At 47.4% G+C, this 15,846-nt stretch carries 10 protein-coding genes and 1 tRNA gene; 2 read left to right on the top strand and 9 right to left on the bottom strand.

Translation table 11 applies throughout. The features are described 5' to 3' along the window. Positions 1-76: 76 nt before the first annotated feature. Positions 77-847, top strand: a complete 771-nt coding sequence (locus tag BUB06_RS22430; protein WP_080726760.1) for a YagK/YfjJ domain-containing protein — start codon at positions 77-79, stop codon at positions 845-847. A gap of 412 nt (positions 848-1,259) precedes the next feature. Here the strand turns inward: BUB06_RS22430 and BUB06_RS05120 are convergent, their stop codons facing one another. From BUB06_RS05120 to lptF, 9 genes are all read right to left on the bottom strand, one after another. Next, positions 1,260-2,780: a class I SAM-dependent DNA methyltransferase gene (locus BUB06_RS05120; protein ID WP_039470444.1), complete on the bottom strand. Its 1,521-nt coding sequence runs from the start codon at positions 2,778-2,780 to the stop codon at positions 1,260-1,262. 1 nt (position 2,781) lies between these two features. Continuing rightward, positions 2,782-3,585 carry a hypothetical protein gene (locus BUB06_RS05115; protein WP_039470440.1) on the bottom strand — a complete coding sequence of 268 codons (804 nt, stop codon included), beginning with the start codon at positions 3,583-3,585 and terminating at the stop codon, positions 2,782-2,784. Beyond that, entirely contained in the window at positions 3,582-5,312 is a 1,731-nt protein-coding gene (locus BUB06_RS05110) for an AAA family ATPase (RefSeq protein WP_039470439.1), read from the bottom strand. Before BUB06_RS05110 ends, BUB06_RS05115 begins: the two co-directional genes overlap by 4 nt. A 3-nt stretch (positions 5,313-5,315) precedes the next feature. Next, positions 5,316-7,130, bottom strand: a complete 1,815-nt coding sequence (locus BUB06_RS05105; protein WP_051982072.1) for a restriction endonuclease subunit S — start codon at positions 7,128-7,130, stop codon at positions 5,316-5,318. Further along, the gene (locus tag BUB06_RS05100; protein WP_039470436.1) at positions 7,130-9,910 is read right to left on the bottom strand and encodes a type I restriction endonuclease subunit R; all 2,781 of its coding nucleotides are present in this window, start codon (positions 9,908-9,910) and stop codon (positions 7,130-7,132) included. Before BUB06_RS05100 ends, BUB06_RS05105 begins: the two co-directional genes overlap by 1 nt. Before the next feature lie 136 nt (positions 9,911-10,046). Next, complete coding sequence (locus BUB06_RS05095; RefSeq protein ID WP_039470433.1) at positions 10,047-11,306, bottom strand: tyrosine-type recombinase/integrase; 1,260 nt, start codon at positions 11,304-11,306, stop codon at positions 10,047-10,049. A gap of 200 nt (positions 11,307-11,506) precedes the next feature. After that, positions 11,507-11,591: transfer RNA gene (locus tag BUB06_RS05090), tRNA-Leu, on the bottom strand. A 230-nt stretch (positions 11,592-11,821) separates the two neighbouring features. Further along, the gene (lptG, locus tag BUB06_RS05085; protein ID WP_039470431.1) at positions 11,822-12,898 is read right to left on the bottom strand and encodes an LPS export ABC transporter permease LptG; all 1,077 of its coding nucleotides are present in this window, start codon (positions 12,896-12,898) and stop codon (positions 11,822-11,824) included. Beyond that, the gene (gene lptF / locus BUB06_RS05080; RefSeq protein WP_039470429.1) at positions 12,898-14,013 is read right to left on the bottom strand and encodes an LPS export ABC transporter permease LptF; all 1,116 of its coding nucleotides are present in this window, start codon (positions 14,011-14,013) and stop codon (positions 12,898-12,900) included. The genes lptG and lptF overlap by 1 nt, the downstream gene beginning before the upstream one ends. Positions 14,014-14,295: 282 nt before the next feature. Between lptF and pepA the strand changes: the two genes are divergently transcribed. Next, positions 14,296-15,807: a leucyl aminopeptidase gene (gene pepA, locus BUB06_RS05075; RefSeq protein WP_010284628.1), complete on the top strand. Its 1,512-nt coding sequence runs from the start codon at positions 14,296-14,298 to the stop codon at positions 15,805-15,807. The last annotated feature ends 39 nt before the right edge of the window (positions 15,808-15,846 follow it).

The following is a 15,846-nucleotide window of genomic DNA, read 5'->3' as shown; positions in this document are numbered from 1 at the left end:
TTTCTTATAAATAATAACTTAATCACGACCCATCCATATAAACATTACTTTTTGAGAGAGTAGAAGAGTTACTACAATGAATGATAAAGAATGGTCATTATTAGAATCATCATGCTTACACGACGCAATCAATGACACAACATTATTGATAACAAAAGATTATGATTACATTAAATCACAGGTACGAATACTGTCAATATTAAACCAACTCGTACGAAAGGAAAACACATCTTTAAAGACTAACGCGACAGTAAATAATAAATATACAACCCGTATTTTATTAGAAGCAATAAGTTGTATTGAACAGGTTAAAAACTCCATGTGTGAATATCATAAACCCCATCCGCTAATAGAGTTGTTTTTTCATATTAAAAAAAACAACAACCTATATAGAACGCTAGGGGAATCAAATCCCATCCCGGCGGACATAATTATGCTAAATAATTTACTACACCAATTTCAGGTTGAATCAAACTCAGTAAAATATAAAAGAAAACTACGGAATTTTCATCGAACATCTCAAAAAAACTATTTAAGTTCATTGTCTTACATCGACGAACTTTTTGAAAACTATAGCAAAATCTTAGTACTCAGAGTTGATCTTTCGTATCTAAAGTCGAAATACAATTCAATAACAGCAGCGACTACTCAAATCCATCGTAAAAAATTACTGAAAAGCGTACAATCACACTCATTATTTCAGTATTGTATAGGTTACTTGTGGAAAATGGAATTTGGCTCCATTAAAGGATTTCATTACCATACTTGCTTTTTTTTGATGGCAATAAAGTTCGCAATGATATTTTATTGGCTAGACTTGTTGGAGTATATTGGTCACAAAAAATAACTGATGGTATGGGGCTCTATTTCAACTGCAATGCAGCCTATCATCAGGACGATAGGTCAGGAATCGGCAATGTACATTACTCAGATAACAAAAAAAGAGATAATTTAAAAATAGCCATAAAATACTTAACAAAAACCGATAGTATAATACGATTAACGCTGCCAAATAACTCCAGAATATTTGGCCGAGGAGAAATGATAAAGAATCAATCGAAAAAACGAGGTCGTCCTCGTCAATCCAACTTTGGATAATACCCCACAACGGTTAATAATTGGCCAACCATTATTAACCAATTGATAAACAGCAAGTTCATAACTCATAAGACTTTCCGTGCTCTAGTCTAGAGCCACTAAAGTTGAATCTCAAAGTTAGCTACTACGTTATTCTAGATAGCTAACCTTGATTTTTTCACTTAGCCATCTGTGTGCTTAGATACAACTTGTAACCCATTAGCCACTTCCCGGAAAGCGGTTAATGCAGCTTCTAAATGTTCAATAATTTCGTGCTGTAGAACATCTGGTGGAGGCAAATCCTCAAGATTATCCAGGCTGTCGTCTTTCAACCAAAAAACATCGAGGCTAGCCTTATCTCTAGCTACAAGCTCCTCATAGCTGAAAAACTTGAAACGTTCAGTTTCTTGCCTTTTGTGACGATTTTTCGGATTGTAGCAAGCGATAAAATCCTGCAAGTCATTTAGTTTTAGCGTGCGAGTCTTTAACGTAAAATGCTTGCCAGTACGCAGATCATAGAACCAAATTCCTTTTGTATGAATTTTCCCATCTTTAGGCTTTGCGTCAAAGAACACAACATTAGCTTTCACCCCTTGTGCATAAAAAATACCTGAGGGTAAACGCAATATGGTGTGAACATCACAATTTTCCAGCAATTTCCGTCGAATTTTTTCCCCTACACCACCTTCAAATAATACATTATCAGGCAGTACAACAGCCGCTTTACCGTCTAATTTCAGCATACTTACTATATGCTGCAAAAAATTTAGCTGTTTGTTAGAGGTCGTTTCCCAAAAGTCCTGACGCTCATAAGTTAACGCATCGTGGTCTTCTTCACCTTCCTCGTTAGTAATAATCATGCTGCTTTTTTTGCCAAATGGCGGGTTGGCTAGCACGTAATCAACTTTAATTTTAGGCTCAGAAATTAAGGCATCAGCACGTTCAATAACGGGTTCACCATTCAGCTCACCGATATTATGCAAGAACAGATTCATTAGGCACATGCGACGAGTATTAGAAACAATCTCATTGCCATAAAACGTTCCTTCACGTAAAAAACGTGCCTGCTTACTATTTAACTTTGGGATTTCACGAGGCAACCAAGCTTTATTTTCTTTGATCCAGTGTCCAGTACCAGATAGCCACTCATTAGCAACCAAGAAGAAACCACCTGTTCCACAAGCAGGATCAGCTATGGTTTTCATAGGGACTGGCTGCATACAAGTGACTATCGCTTGTATGATCGCCCGAGGTGTAAAGTACTGCCCAGCTCCACTCTTAGTATCTTCGGCATTCTTTTGCAGCAAGCCTTCATATAGATCACCTTTAGTATCGGAATCAAGACTAATCCAACGTTCAGCATCGATTAACTGAACCAGCCGAGAGAGTTTAGCTGGGTCTTGAATCTTATTCTGAGCTTTAAAAAAGATAGCTCCAAGCATCCCGGATTGCTGCCCTAGCTTGTGCAAAGTTGCCAAATAATGGGCTTCTAACGGTTCCCCTGTTTTACGGCTCAAACTGTCCCAGTCATAGCCTTTAGGAATCTTTGTTTCGTGATTATATGGCTCTTGTGCGTATTCATGGGCTAACTTCAGAAACAGTAAATAAGTCAACTGTTCTAAATAATCACCATAGCCGACACCGTCATCGCGAAGAGTGTTGCAGAAGTTCCAGAGTTTCTGGATTAGGGTGCTTGCGTTCATTTCAAATTTCCAACAATTTTTGAATCCAAGGGTGGTCTGCGTGTCGCTGCCCCTTCAGAAGGAAAATCATATCCCCACTGAAAGGTGCCTTACGATTTATAGCTCGCCGTATTTTTTTCGCGACAGCAGTAAAATGTACATCCATACCAGGCAGCCCGAATAACTGCTTAGCTTGATCAATATCAGCCATAAGTCTCACCGCTACTGCATGCCTTTGCTTGCAAGTTGGCTCATAATCAAGATGATAGATAGAAATAGATTCCTCAGCCCTGTGTTTTGCTAACTGTTCATTACTTGTCGGGCAGGGCTTTCCGTTTTCCTGTTTGCAACCAATAAGCTCCCAGTCATTGAGCTCACACGGATCGAGCAAGATTGGTTTTTCCTGAGCCAGTGGCCCTGGAGCATAAAGACGGTCTGCCTCAACAATGAGAGGAAATCTATCAGCCTTTCCTCCAGTATCTCCGGTTGCGATATCTTTTCTCAGACTATTACAAAAAGTACACGCATAACGATAATTTCGATGTTCGAAACTCAGCCATCGATAACCAGAATGAGGACTAGATGCATCACTCACTCGGCCTTTTGGGCGGAAGTGGTCAACAGCATTGTCAGCACGATCCACCGGAGACTCACAGTACCAACACTTTTTATCAGGAAATAGCTCCGCCAAAGCATCTTTGAGTTCACGCCAGACTTTTGAATATTCATCGGGATCGGCTCCAGCGGCAACAGCATTAGAAGCAGTAGCTGCTTTATCTAACCACCCATCAGGTAACACTAATTCATCAATGTCGATATATCTCATCGATCGACCTTATCTATCTGTTCATCATCGTCAGCTATGAGTTTTTCAATAAGTTTGGTCGCTAGTTCTTCCCGTTCTAAACGGCTCATGGCAAGAACCTTACTGGCTATGTCACTAGGCTTTGTCACAGCCAAACGGGATTTAAGCAAATCATTACGTAGCCTCAAATAACGAGAGTACTCATCATCAGGATGGAAGAAACGAAAACCCAGACGGTCTAGTTGAGCATTGATGTTATCCAGTTCTTGCTGTTCATCTGCTGAGAGGCGTGTTTTGGCGGCAAATGCCCGCTGCGTTTCCAAAAGCAATTGTGTAGGTTGATCCAGTGTTGAAGCAATACCAAACATATCACTGGTTACGATTGCCGCATACCCCATCCCTCGCGGAGCCATCTCAGGGTAACAGGCCACAACCCTCCGTTGCTCATTCTCTTTGACCATCCGCAGGATCTGTACTTGTTCACGATCCAATTCAGCAATAGCAAGTGGGTTATGAGTTGTCAGTAAGATGTGACTTGTCTCTTCTTGCTTAGTACCACTGGCAATAAACTGCTTTAGGTATGAGATATAATCTACGCTCCACCTAGGGTTCAAATGAGTGTCCGGCTCATCCAATAAAAACAGACTTTCGTCTTCGGCAGTAAAGCACAGGAGTCCCAGTACAGTCAGTAACTGTTGCTCACCTTCGCTGAGCTCTCGAAAGGTCACATACCCTTCGTTTTTCTTTAGACGAACGCGAATGCGAACCTCTTCAATCAGTTCAGATACATAGGTGCTTTCCAAATCTCGAAAGAATTCGGCTGGCGCTTGACTGCCGACCAAACGTCGTAACGCATCAATATCCTTTATATAGAGATATTTAAATTGCAGTGTTTCTTTGTTCCAAATAGAAGTTGACACACGCCGTGATACCTCAATCGGTGCCAAGGCGATGTCATAGAGGCGCGATAAGAAATCACGCACAACTCCTCGTGCATTCCAGAAGCGACTATCCCCATCTGGAGCTTTGGATTTCCATGGGGGTTGTCTCAACACAAACAGTACAGATTCAATCCCCTCATCAGGATCGAGACCTAAATGCTCATTCAGAAAGTTCCTAACAATATCAGACTGTTGAATCAGAAAAGCGAGCAGGACGAATTGACTGTGTACCGGCATAGCATAGAACAATCGTTTTAAGCCAGGATCTTCACCATTGCGTAGCTTACTATCATAACTTTCCAAATAAGGCCGGAAAATCTCGTGCATACGCGAACTTTCGCCCGAATAGTAGCTGAATACATAACGAGGAAGATACTCAACACCAGCATTCAAAAAGGTACTAAATTTTATCACTCTGCCACGTAGAGCTGAGACATCTCCCTCTCCATCTAGGAAGGGAGCGAGAGTTCCCTTACCATGGGCCTCTGCATCCGTTGCAACATGGATAATAAAAGATTCTTTTTCTCGATCAGGGTCAGCATCAATATGAATGTATCGGAGACTATCGCCAGCTCCCATACGATAAGACAACTGAAAGGCAAAAACAGGCGAGCGTTTTTTGGCGATCAAATCACGAAAAATTATAGCCAGTGCCTCTAGCACATTTGACTTCCCCGTACCGTTCCAACCAATTACCACAGTAACCCAATGCTCCTGATCGAAATCGATAGTGACATTCTTCAGGTTTTTGAACTGGTGAGTTGGGCTGTCTTTAGGGCTGCCTATAGTGAGCTTATCCAAACGCATAGCTTAACCTACCAACTTTAAGCGATCACCAATTTTGCGGCCTTCTTCGTCCATGACCACATCGACTAACAACCGTTTATCTTTATCCAACACACGCAACTCAGCATACAGCATTTCAATCTCTTCGGTTTGAGCACTATCAGCTATACCACAGAGCTGAAAAGCATCTTGTGCTGGTAACCAGTCGCTCGCTTCAGTAAGTACATCTACTAATTTGCGGGTCACAGTCGAGAGCTCCTTTTTTTTGTTCTTGGTTCTGCGCGGTTTAGGTTGCTTAGCCTGCTCAGCCCTTTGAGCACGGATACGTTCCAGCAGCACATTGGCCGCTTCATCGCTCGGATTTTGTGGGACTAACCGACCAGTAAAAGCCGCACACAAGATATTTTGCCGTTGGGCAGCACATTGTTTCAACAGCAGCATAGTTGCTTCTTCTTGCTGAATTATCAAATCATTGGCTTCATCAAACAAAGTCAGTGCTCGATGTTGCTCTTCTCGCGGAGGAAGCGGAATGGGCATCATCAATAGAGTAGAAAGACTGATATTGTGTTGGCCAGCAGATGATGCAGCTCGGGCTTCTAACCACTCTCGTCCACAATGTGCTGATAAAGCAGCTAATAACCAACGGTGACCAATAGACGTCTCGGTACAGCGTAGTCTCAATAAGTATGAAGCAAAATAATACTGAGAGGGCAGAGCATCAATTACCGCTGCCGCTCGTCCTACCAAACCAATGCTGCCGTTTGTTCTTATTATCAAAACATCACCCACGGCTAAAAAATCTTTTTGATCAAGATGTAAATCAGTTGTAGCGAATTTGATATCTTGAAGATCAATGCTTCCATAACTGACGTTTGGAATCCGTAAAACCGGGGTGCCTTTACTTTCGTAATTACATTTAACAGAAGTTCCGTAAGACGACTCAGACACGATCTGGTCAATACTCACCCATATCCAATCTTGTGGCAGTTGCGGTAAATCAGTGGTATCGGGCTGAACCGGTTCAGGGTATTTTTTCTGCCAGTCCTTCGGTGGTTTTTTGCCCTGCTCGGTGAACTTGGCCAACTGCTTCGCTTCCCAGCGCGCGCGGCGCTCAAGCAGAATGCGTTCCAACAGTTGTGTCCCGCTTTCGGTCGGTGGATTGTTCTCTCTCCACTCTGCTGTCAGAGTTCCTTCAACGGCGGTTTTGAGCAATGACTGGCGATACTGAGAAAGCTTTTTCTGTGCAGTTTTAAGCTCAGCCACGCCCACATCAAGATCTGTCAGCAGTTCTTCAAGTTTGGTGACAATGCGGGTTTGTTCGTTGGATGGCGGCAAAAGTATAGGTATCGTGTTAGCCAAGACTTTTGACGAAACGCTTGCTTGATTAACATGGTTGGTACACCGATGTCTCATGTACCCTGTCATCCATAAAAAGTGGAGCTGCAAGGCCAAAAAACTGGGCGTGATACCAGCACAAGGACGCACACGAGTCATGTGATTGGAGAAAGCAAAACCTTCTTCTTGACGAGATATGACAGCCGTTTTGCCAACAAGCTCAGAAGAGTTTGTGTTGTTAAAAAGAACATCGCCTACGCTAAGCCTTACCCCGCTGCTGTCGACTACAGATTTGATAACGCTAAGATCAATTTGTCCATCGCGGCTCACATTCATAGGGCGAAGATGGGGGATACCCGTACCATTGGAGTTATGCTTTCCGCTTGCAAAGCCAGAACTAATATCGGATGAAATATCAAGCAGAGTCACCCTTTCCCAATTTGGTGGGGAAGATATCTCGACAAAAGGATAATACTGTAGTACCTCATCGCTAAATTCTCTCATTACGCTACCAACTCTTTATTCATCTCATTTATCAGCATATATAGGTCTTTGCCAAATAGTTGCCATGCCTTCTGCAACCCGCCCTTATCGGCCAGTTCGGCGTAGTCAAAATCATCGCACTGAATGCTGCAACTGCTGGCGATATGCTCTTTAATCAAGCGCAACCATTCCGTTTGTTCTGGGGTAAAGGCGCTAGCTCGCTGAGCATTATGGCGGAAAATCCAGGTCTGGAAGCGCTTATCTACCTCATCGGCAAAAGGTTTGAGCTCACTCTCCAGCCCCAGTGCAAAACGGACCAGCGAGACCAGATCGGTGAGTTGGCGTTTGCGCTCAACCCCCTTGACCTGGTTGGTCTGAACCCGCGCATAGGCACTCCATAGTCGCTCAGTAGTAAGCATCAACGGCGGCTTGGCGAGATGTTCGTGCAATTCCTCGATCATGTTAAAGGTCAATGCCCGTCGCTGGTAAGGTTGTTGATAGAAGAAGCTAAGTGCAGCAATTTCATCCTTATGCCGCTGAATATAACTCACAAATTCAGCAATATTAGCTTTAGCTTGGCTCTCAGCCTGTTCAGAGAAGCCGGAGAAGATGACCTGATCCAGGTTGATATGGTCAATCAGTTGCTCTCGCTCACGGCGAGCATTCTCAATAGCATCACGCAATGATGGTTTATCAAAAGGAGCACAAGCTTCAGCGACACGGCCAGCACGAGCAGCAGCGATCTCCTCAGGCAATAAAGTCTCTTCGTTACGGATAAGCCCCTGTGCGAGAGCAATATCCAACGCTGTCGCAACAATAGCATCGGGATCCAGTGCAGTGATCAAACCTTTACCGAGATCACCAATACTCAGTCCCCCAGAAGCTTCTTCAATCCGAGCCTTGGCCTTGCAATCCAACTGTTTGGCAAGTCGGACGAGACGATTAGCCAATGACAAAACGGTGTCATCATCCCGACACCCAATAGCGACGCCCTGAAGGAGATCCTTCAACGCAATATTCGGCTTTTTCTCTAGTGGGCGGCTCTCAGTTTTAAGCGATTTCTCCACCCCAACAGCATCAATCAGCACGAAACGACTTTTATCGCTATCAGCACTGTTACTCACACGCTTCAAGCTATCGCTATCGAGCGATCGCACACCCCGGCCTTTCATCTGCTCGTAATAACCCTTGCTGCGAACATCACGCATAAACAGCAGAACTTCCAACGGCTTGATATCAGTACCAGTGGCAATCATATCCACTGTCACAGCGATACGCGGGTTGTAGTCATTACGAAAACTACTGAGGACACTATCCGCATCTTCGTCCGATCGATAAGTGACTTTCTTGCAAAATGCATTCCCTTGGTCATAGATTTCACGCACTATATTGATGATGTCATCAGCGTGGCTGTCTGTTTTAGCAAAAATAAGCGTTTTGGGTGTCTCTTGCCGGGATGGAAAGATCTGTTTTTCAACTGCATTCTTCATCGCAAGGATCACTTTGCGAATCTGGCTGGGATTAACTACTGAACGATCCAACTCTTTCCCTGAATAAATGGTATCTTCCTCAGTTTCACTCCAACGCTTTTTGCGCGTTTGCCGGTCACGATGATCCACCCATTCTTTAGCTTTAAGTTCAGAACCTTTCTTGGTTATTTCCGTTTCGATTTCGTAGACGTCGTAACCGACGTTGACTCCATCAGCGACTGATTGTTCATAAGTGTATTCAGCCACAATGTTTTCGTTAAAAAAGCCAAAGGTACGCTTATCAGGGGTAGCGGTCAGGCCTACCAAACTGGCGTCAAAGTAATCGAGAACCTGCTTCCAAAGGTTGTAAATGCTTCGATGGCATTCATCGATAATGATGAAGTCGAAAGTCTCTACCGGAACAAGCGGATTGTAGCGGACCAGCTTTTCTTGCCGACTGGTTTGTTGCACCTCATTGAGAGAAACATCTTCAGCCGACTCGTCTATAGGCTCTCCACTTAGGATGGAATACATCCGTTGGATGGTGCTGATACACACCTGAGCATGAGGATCGACATTCGGAGAATTCAAACGTTGTACGTTATAGAGTTCGGTAAACTTACGCCCATCATCCGGCGGAGTGTAAGCCATGAACTCTTGATGTGCTTGTTTGCCGAGGTTACGAGTATCCACCAAAAAGAGAATACGCTTAGCACCGCCAAATTTAAGCAATCGGTACACAGAAGTGATCGCCGTAAAGGTTTTGCCCGCACCAGTAGCCATATGTACTAAAGCTCTCGGCTTATTCTGGGCCAACGATGCTTCTAGACCAGTTACTGCACTAATTTGGCAGTCGCGTAAATTACGCTCTGGCAAGGCAGGCATCTGCTCGGCCAAACGGCGTCGCAGGGTCTCTGGTTGATCCAGCCAGGTTGCCAAGGTTTCCGGTTTGAAGAAGTGGAAGATCTCGCGCGAGCGCGGGGAGGGATCCGCATTATCAGTAAAGCGGATGATTTGCCCCGTAGCTTGGAATAGGAAACGCAGAGGAGTCGAGTCTTTCCGCCATTTCAGTTTGGCCGAAGCATAACGGTCGGACTGGATCTCGGTCGCTGTAATATTTTCACCAACGCTATCCCTTTTAGCTTCAATGACGCCGACCATATCCCGGTTTATGAACAACACATAATCCGCAGGTCCGCTGTCTGTGGGGAATTCACGTATCACTACGCCAAGGCCTGCCGACAGGTTAACTTGCTTCATATCCTGAATAATCCAACCGGCTTGTTCTAGCCTCGAATCGATTATCTGGCGCGCCTTCGCTTCTGGCGTCATACGTGCCTCCTCCTTTACCCGCGTGTGTATACAGTCTTATAGGTCAAAATCATGTTCAAAAAAATAGCTCTTTTAATAATTCTACTTTATTAGGTTGTAACGCTTTCCAGAGTTACAACCTGTTATTTATTATGAATTAGCCAGCCAATAACTTCCCAAAATCAAACGCACTCACCGCCTTCTCCCGATTCGCATCGAGAAAATCTGCCCACCATTGCAGCATCAGCTTACGCTCGTCCAAGTGTTCCGCCTTGTGGATATACGCCGCCCGTACCGAGTTACGTTCCATATGGCTCATCTGGCGCTCCACTGCATCCCTCGACCATAACCCCGATTCAATTAGCGAGCTACAGGCCATTGTCCTGAAGCCGTGACCGCAGACTTCAACCTTGGTGTCGTACCCCATTACCCGCAAGGCATTGTTCACCGTATTTTCACTCATGGGCTTACGCGGATCGTGATCGCCAATAAAGATCAGTTCATGGTTGCCGCTGAATTGCTGTATTTGCTTCAAAATAACCAACGCCTGTCGGGAAAGGGGCACCAAATGCGGAGTACGCATTTTTGAGCCACGATGAGAGTGCTTCACACCCTCTATCGGTTTTCTCTCAGGAGGGATAGTCCACATTGAGGTTTCAAAATCGATCTCCGACCAACGGGCAAAGCGCAGTTCGCTGGAGCGGATAAAGATCAATAACGTCAACTCTACCGCCAAACGCGTTAATGGCCTGCCGGTATAGCTATCGATGCGCTGAAGCAGCTCGGGAGTATGCTTTAATTCCAGTGCAGGACGATGCTGCCGATTACTTGATGCCACAGCGCCCGCCATTTCCTGCGCCGGGTTGTAGTCGATTAACCCGCTTTGTACCGCGTAGCGCATTATTGCGGTTGTGCGTTGTTGAAGTCGTGATGCCACTTCAAGACGGCCTGATTGTTCAACCACCTTAATAGGGGCTAACAGGTCTCGCGTTTTGAGTTCGGCAATGTTGCGTTTACCGATAGCAGAGAAGAGGTTATCTTCCAGGCTTTTCAGCACGCGGCGGCTATGCTCTTCCGACCACTTTTGATTGGTAGCGTGCCACTCTCGGGCTACAAACTCAAAAGTGAATACCGCTTTCGCCTGTTCTTCTTGTACCGCACGTTTTTGCTCACGCGGATCAATGCCCGCAGCAACCAACTTTCTGGCGTCTTCCCGCTTCTGTCTGGCATCCGCCAGTGAAACTTCGGGATAGACGCCAAACGCCATCAGGTGCTGTTTGCCACCGAAGCGAAAACGAAAGCGCCAGTATTTTGAGCCATTGGGATGAACTAGCAAAAACATGCCGTCGCCATCGACCAGCGAATACTCTTTTTCCTCGGGTTTAGCAGAACGTACCTTAGTATCTGTCAGGGCCATAATGGTTATCCTTCCATAATCCTGCTGTGAGTATATAAGCAATATCGAACCAGCATATATACTCGGTTCTATACTCACAAGCAGATTGATGTGGGTGGACTCAGATTGACTTCCGTTGACAGAAAATTCGGGTAAGGCCTTGTGTGGCGCGGATTTCAGGCATAAAAAAAGACGTCCGTAGACGTCTATTTACATACTGTTGGTGCCGAAGGCCGGACTCGAACCGGCACATCTTTCGATGGTTGATTTTGAATCAACTGCGTCTACCGATTTCGCCACTTCGGCACAGAAGTAGTATGCGGAAAACGGGTGCATTATACCGTTTGACGGCTCTCGCGCAACGTTAATCCACTCCGTGTTCGGTTAAGTGCTGAAAAAATCATCTCTAGCAACGTGTTATGACTTTTTTGCCTTCAAGATTGTGTGGTAATGGGTGTTGCCAAGGCGATTTGTCACGACCAATAAAAAAGCGCCGAGGGGTTATCCACTCGGCGCTTTCTCTGATTTATTGGCTGCTATCGGCGTTTCAGTAGCAGTGCCACGCTGATGAACAGAAACACCGAGCTCGGCAAGATCGCGCCCAGGATCGGCGGGATGCCATAGACCAGGCTGAGTGGGCGGAAAATCTCATTCAGCAGGTAGAAGAGGAAGCCGAAGCTAATACCTATCACGATGCGTGAACCCGCCGACACGCTGCGCAGCGGGCCGAAGATGAAAGAGACTGCCATGAGCATCATCACCGCCACAGAGACCGGTGCAAAGATTTTGCTCCACATGTTCAGCTGGTAGCGGTTCGCTTCCTGTCCGCTTTGTTTCAGGTATTTGGCGTAATTGTGTAGCCCACGGATAGACAGCGCATCCGGTTCCAGCGCCACCACGCCGAGCTTATCCGGCGTCAGGTTGGTTTTCCATTCCCCGCTGAACGTCTGGCTGCCACCAATTTGTTTGCCGTCGCTCAAATCAGATTCATCAACCTGCGAGAGCTTCCAGACATTCCTGTCATCTTCAAACTCGGCGGAGGCCGCATAGCGCACAGATAGCAGCTTGTTCTTATCGTCGAAGTGGTAGATGTTGACGCCAGACAGCTCTTTATCGCCCGTCACTCGTTCGATATAGATAAAGTCATTGCCGTCTTTTGCCCACAGTCCGCCCTGCGTAGAGATCATCGACCCACCGGAGATCATCTGAGAGCGGTAGTTGCGCGCCATCTGTTCCCCTTGCGGAGACACCCATTCGCCAATCGCCATCGTCAGCAGCACCAGCGGGATCGCGGTTTTCATCACGGCCGTCGCAATCTGCAAGCGGGTAAAGCCGGAAGCCTGCATCACCACCAGTTCGCTGCGGGTCGCAAGCTGACCCAGCCCGAGCAACGCGCCAAGCAGCGCCGCCATTGGGAAGAAGATCTCAATATCTTTGGGTACGCTGAGCAGCGTGTATAGCCCAGCGCCCAGCGCCGAATACTCGCCCTGCCCAACTTTACGCAACTGGTCGACAAACTTGATGATGCCGGAGAGCGACACCAGCATGAACAGCGTCGTCATGATGGTGGTGAAAATCGTTTTGCCGATATAGCGGTCTAATACACCAAACATCAGGCCGCTCCTTGTGTTCTAAGAGTGCGGGGCTTAAAGCGGGCGCGCACTTTGCGCATCGGCACGGTATCCCAGAGGTTAAGCATGACCGCGATACCGAAGTACGTCAGGTTGGTCAGCCAGACCCATACCATCGGATCGATTTTGCCTTTACTGGCGTTAGAACGCAGCGAGCTTTGCAGCAGGAAGAAAATCAGGTACAGCAGCATCGCAGGCAGCATACTCAGCACCCTACCCTGACGTGGGTTCACCACACTCAGCGGCACCACCATCAGCGCCATGATCAGTACCGAAATAATCAACGTCAGCCGCCAGTGGAACTCTGCACGCGCATCGTGCGCATCCGAATGCCACAAGGTCTGCATATCCATTTGCTGCACATCGCTATTATTTAGCGTCACGCTCTGGTGACCAATCACGGCCTGATAGTTGGTGAAGTCCGTGATACGAAAATCACGCAGCAGCGCCGTACCTTCGTAACGCGAACCGTTATCCAGCGTTACGACCTGCGCACCGTCTTCGTTTTGCTTGATATGACCGCGATCGGCCACGACGACAGAAGGCCGTGCGTTACCGCTGGGGCGCAGCTGTGCCAGAAAGACGTGCTCAAACTCCGAGCCTTTGACATTGCCGACAAACAACACCGCGTTACCACCCTGTGCGGACTGGAACTGCCCTTCTACCAATGCCGCCATGCCGGGGTTCGCTTTCGCTTCCGCCAGTACTTCTTCCTGATGCCGGGACGACCATGGGCTGAGCCACATGACGTTAATGGTTGCAATAATGGCAGTGAACACCGCCAGAACCAGCGCGGCTTTCAGCAACACGCGTTTGCCTAGCCCGCAGGCGTGCATGACGGTGATCTCGCTTTCCGCATAGAGGCGGCCAAACGTCATCAATACGCCAAGAAACAGACTTAATGGCAGGATGAGCTGCACCATTTCTGGCACGCCCAATCCCAACAGGGAGATAACCAAATTTGTCGGGATTTCACCATCAACAGCGGCACCCAGTATCCGTACCAATTTCTGACAAAAGAAAATCAGTAACAGAATGAAAAGGATGGCCAGTTGGCTCTTAAAGGTTTCCCGTACCAGATATCGAATGATGATCACGCTTAATTACGCCTGTGAAAACTTGTCTTTTTGCAGGAAAATCGATAGTTTCTTCGCTAACGCGCCATTTATACTCATTTTTGGCTGCCCTCTTAGCTAAAACTGTATTACAACACACTGCGTTTGAGCTGTTGTATCAGAACCTGCTTATTAGTCACTAAAACAGGTTCGTTACGTCGTTAAGATTAACACAGGTTATGTTAACGCAACGGCGGGAAGTATTACGGAGTGTCACATTCTAGCCGTTGCCCCCGCCGTTGTCTTTAAGATTCAGGAGAGTACATGGAGTTCAGCGTAAAAAGCGGTAGCCCGGAAAAACAACGCAGTGCCTGCATTGTCGTCGGCGTGTTTGAACCGCGTCGTCTGTCCCCTATTGCCGAACAACTCGATAAAATCAGCGACGGCTACATCAGCGCGTTGCTTCGCCGTGGTGAATTAGAAGGCAAAGTGGGGCAATCACTGCTCTTGCACCATGTACCTAACATTCTTTCCGAGCGCATTCTGCTGATTGGTTGCGGTAAAGAGCGCGAACTTGATGAGCGCCAGTACAAACAGGTGATTCAGAAGACGATCAACGCCCTGAACGAAACCGGCTCGATGGAAGCAGTCTGCTTCCTGACCGAGCTGCACGTGAAAGGCCGTAACACGTACTGGAAAGTGCGTCAGGCGGTCGAAACTGCAAAAGAGACGCTGTATACCTTCGATCAGCTTAAGAGCAATAAGGTCGAACTGCGCCGTCCACTGCGCAAAATGGTCTTCAACGTACCGACGCGCCGTGAGCTGACCAGCGGCGAGCGCGCTATTCAGCACGGTCTGGCGATTGCAGCGGGCATCAAAGCCGCGAAAGATCTCGGCAACATGCCACCGAATATCTGTAATGCCGCGTATCTGGCTTCGCAAGCGCGTCAACTGGCCGATACCTACAGCCAGAACATCATCACGCGCGTGATTGGTGAACAGCAGATGAAAGAGCTGGGCATGAATGCCTATCTGGCCGTGGGTCAGGGCTCGCAGAATGAATCGCTGATGTCCGTGATCGAATATAAAGGCGATCCGAACCCGGAAACCCGCCCGATTGTGCTGGTAGGTAAAGGGCTGACGTTCGATTCCGGCGGCATCTCCATCAAACCTGCCGACAGCATGGACGAAATGAAGTACGACATGTGCGGCGCGGCCACGGTCTACGGCGTGATGCGCATGGCGGCCGAACTGGCGCTGCCATTGAATATCATCGGCGTGCTGGCGGGCTGTGAAAACATGGTCGATGGCCGTGCATACCGTCCGGGAGACGTGCTGACCACAATGTCCGGCCAAACGGTAGAAGTGCTGAACACCGATGCGGAAGGTCGTCTGGTCTTGTGTGATACGCTGACCTACGTTGAGCGTTATGAGCCAGACGTGGTGATTGACGTCGCGACGCTGACCGGCGCGTGCGTGATTGCGCTGGGGCACCACATCACCGGGCTGATGGCGAACCACAATCCGCTGGCGCACGAACTGTTGAGCGCGTCCGAGCAGTCTGGCGACCGCGCATGGCGTCTGCCGCTGACCGACGAATTCCAGGAACAGCTGGAATCCAATTTTGCCGATATGGCGAATATTGGTGGTCGTCCGGGCGGAGCGATTACCGCAGGCTGCTTCCTGTCGCGCTTTACGCGTAAGTACAGCTGGGCGCATCTGGATATCGCGGGCACCGCTTGGCGTTCTGGTAAAGCCAAAGGCGCAACGGGTCGTCCGGTCGCGCTGTTATCACAGTTCCTGCTTAACCGCGCCGGACAGAACGACGTAGAATAAGACTTTCACGTCAACGGCGATGACCAAAGCCAGCGATTG

The sequence above is a fragment of the Pectobacterium carotovorum genome, assembly GCF_900129615.1.
Lineage (GTDB): Bacteria > Pseudomonadota > Gammaproteobacteria > Enterobacterales > Enterobacteriaceae > Pectobacterium > Pectobacterium carotovorum.
The sequence above is the reverse complement of the archived record's forward strand: the minus strand, read 5'-3'. Positions and strand labels throughout refer to the sequence as shown.

Bases quoted from the DNA above. Each gene is read 5' to 3' on its own strand.
- BUB06_RS05115 (WP_039470440.1), bottom strand. From the start codon at position 3,585: ATGAGATATATCGACATTGATGAATTAGTGTTACCTGATGGGTGGTTA.
- BUB06_RS05120 (WP_039470444.1), bottom strand. From the start codon at position 2,780: ATGAACGCAAGCACCCTAATCCAGAAACTCTGGAACTTCTGCAACACT.
- BUB06_RS05105 (WP_051982072.1), bottom strand. From the start codon at position 7,130: ATGAGAGAATTTAGCGATGAGGTACTACAGTATTATCCTTTTGTCGAG.
- BUB06_RS05110 (WP_039470439.1), bottom strand. From the start codon at position 5,312: ATGCGTTTGGATAAGCTCACTATAGGCAGCCCTAAAGACAGCCCAACT.
- pepA (WP_010284628.1), top strand. From the start codon at position 14,296: ATGGAGTTCAGCGTAAAAAGCGGTAGCCCGGAAAAACAACGCAGTGCC.
- lptG (WP_039470431.1), bottom strand. From the start codon at position 12,898: ATGTTTGGTGTATTAGACCGCTATATCGGCAAAACGATTTTCACCACC.
- BUB06_RS22430 (WP_080726760.1), top strand. From the start codon at position 77: ATGAATGATAAAGAATGGTCATTATTAGAATCATCATGCTTACACGAC.
- BUB06_RS05100 (WP_039470436.1), bottom strand. From the start codon at position 9,910: ATGACGCCAGAAGCGAAGGCGCGCCAGATAATCGATTCGAGGCTAGAA.
- BUB06_RS05095 (WP_039470433.1), bottom strand. From the start codon at position 11,306: ATGGCCCTGACAGATACTAAGGTACGTTCTGCTAAACCCGAGGAAAAA.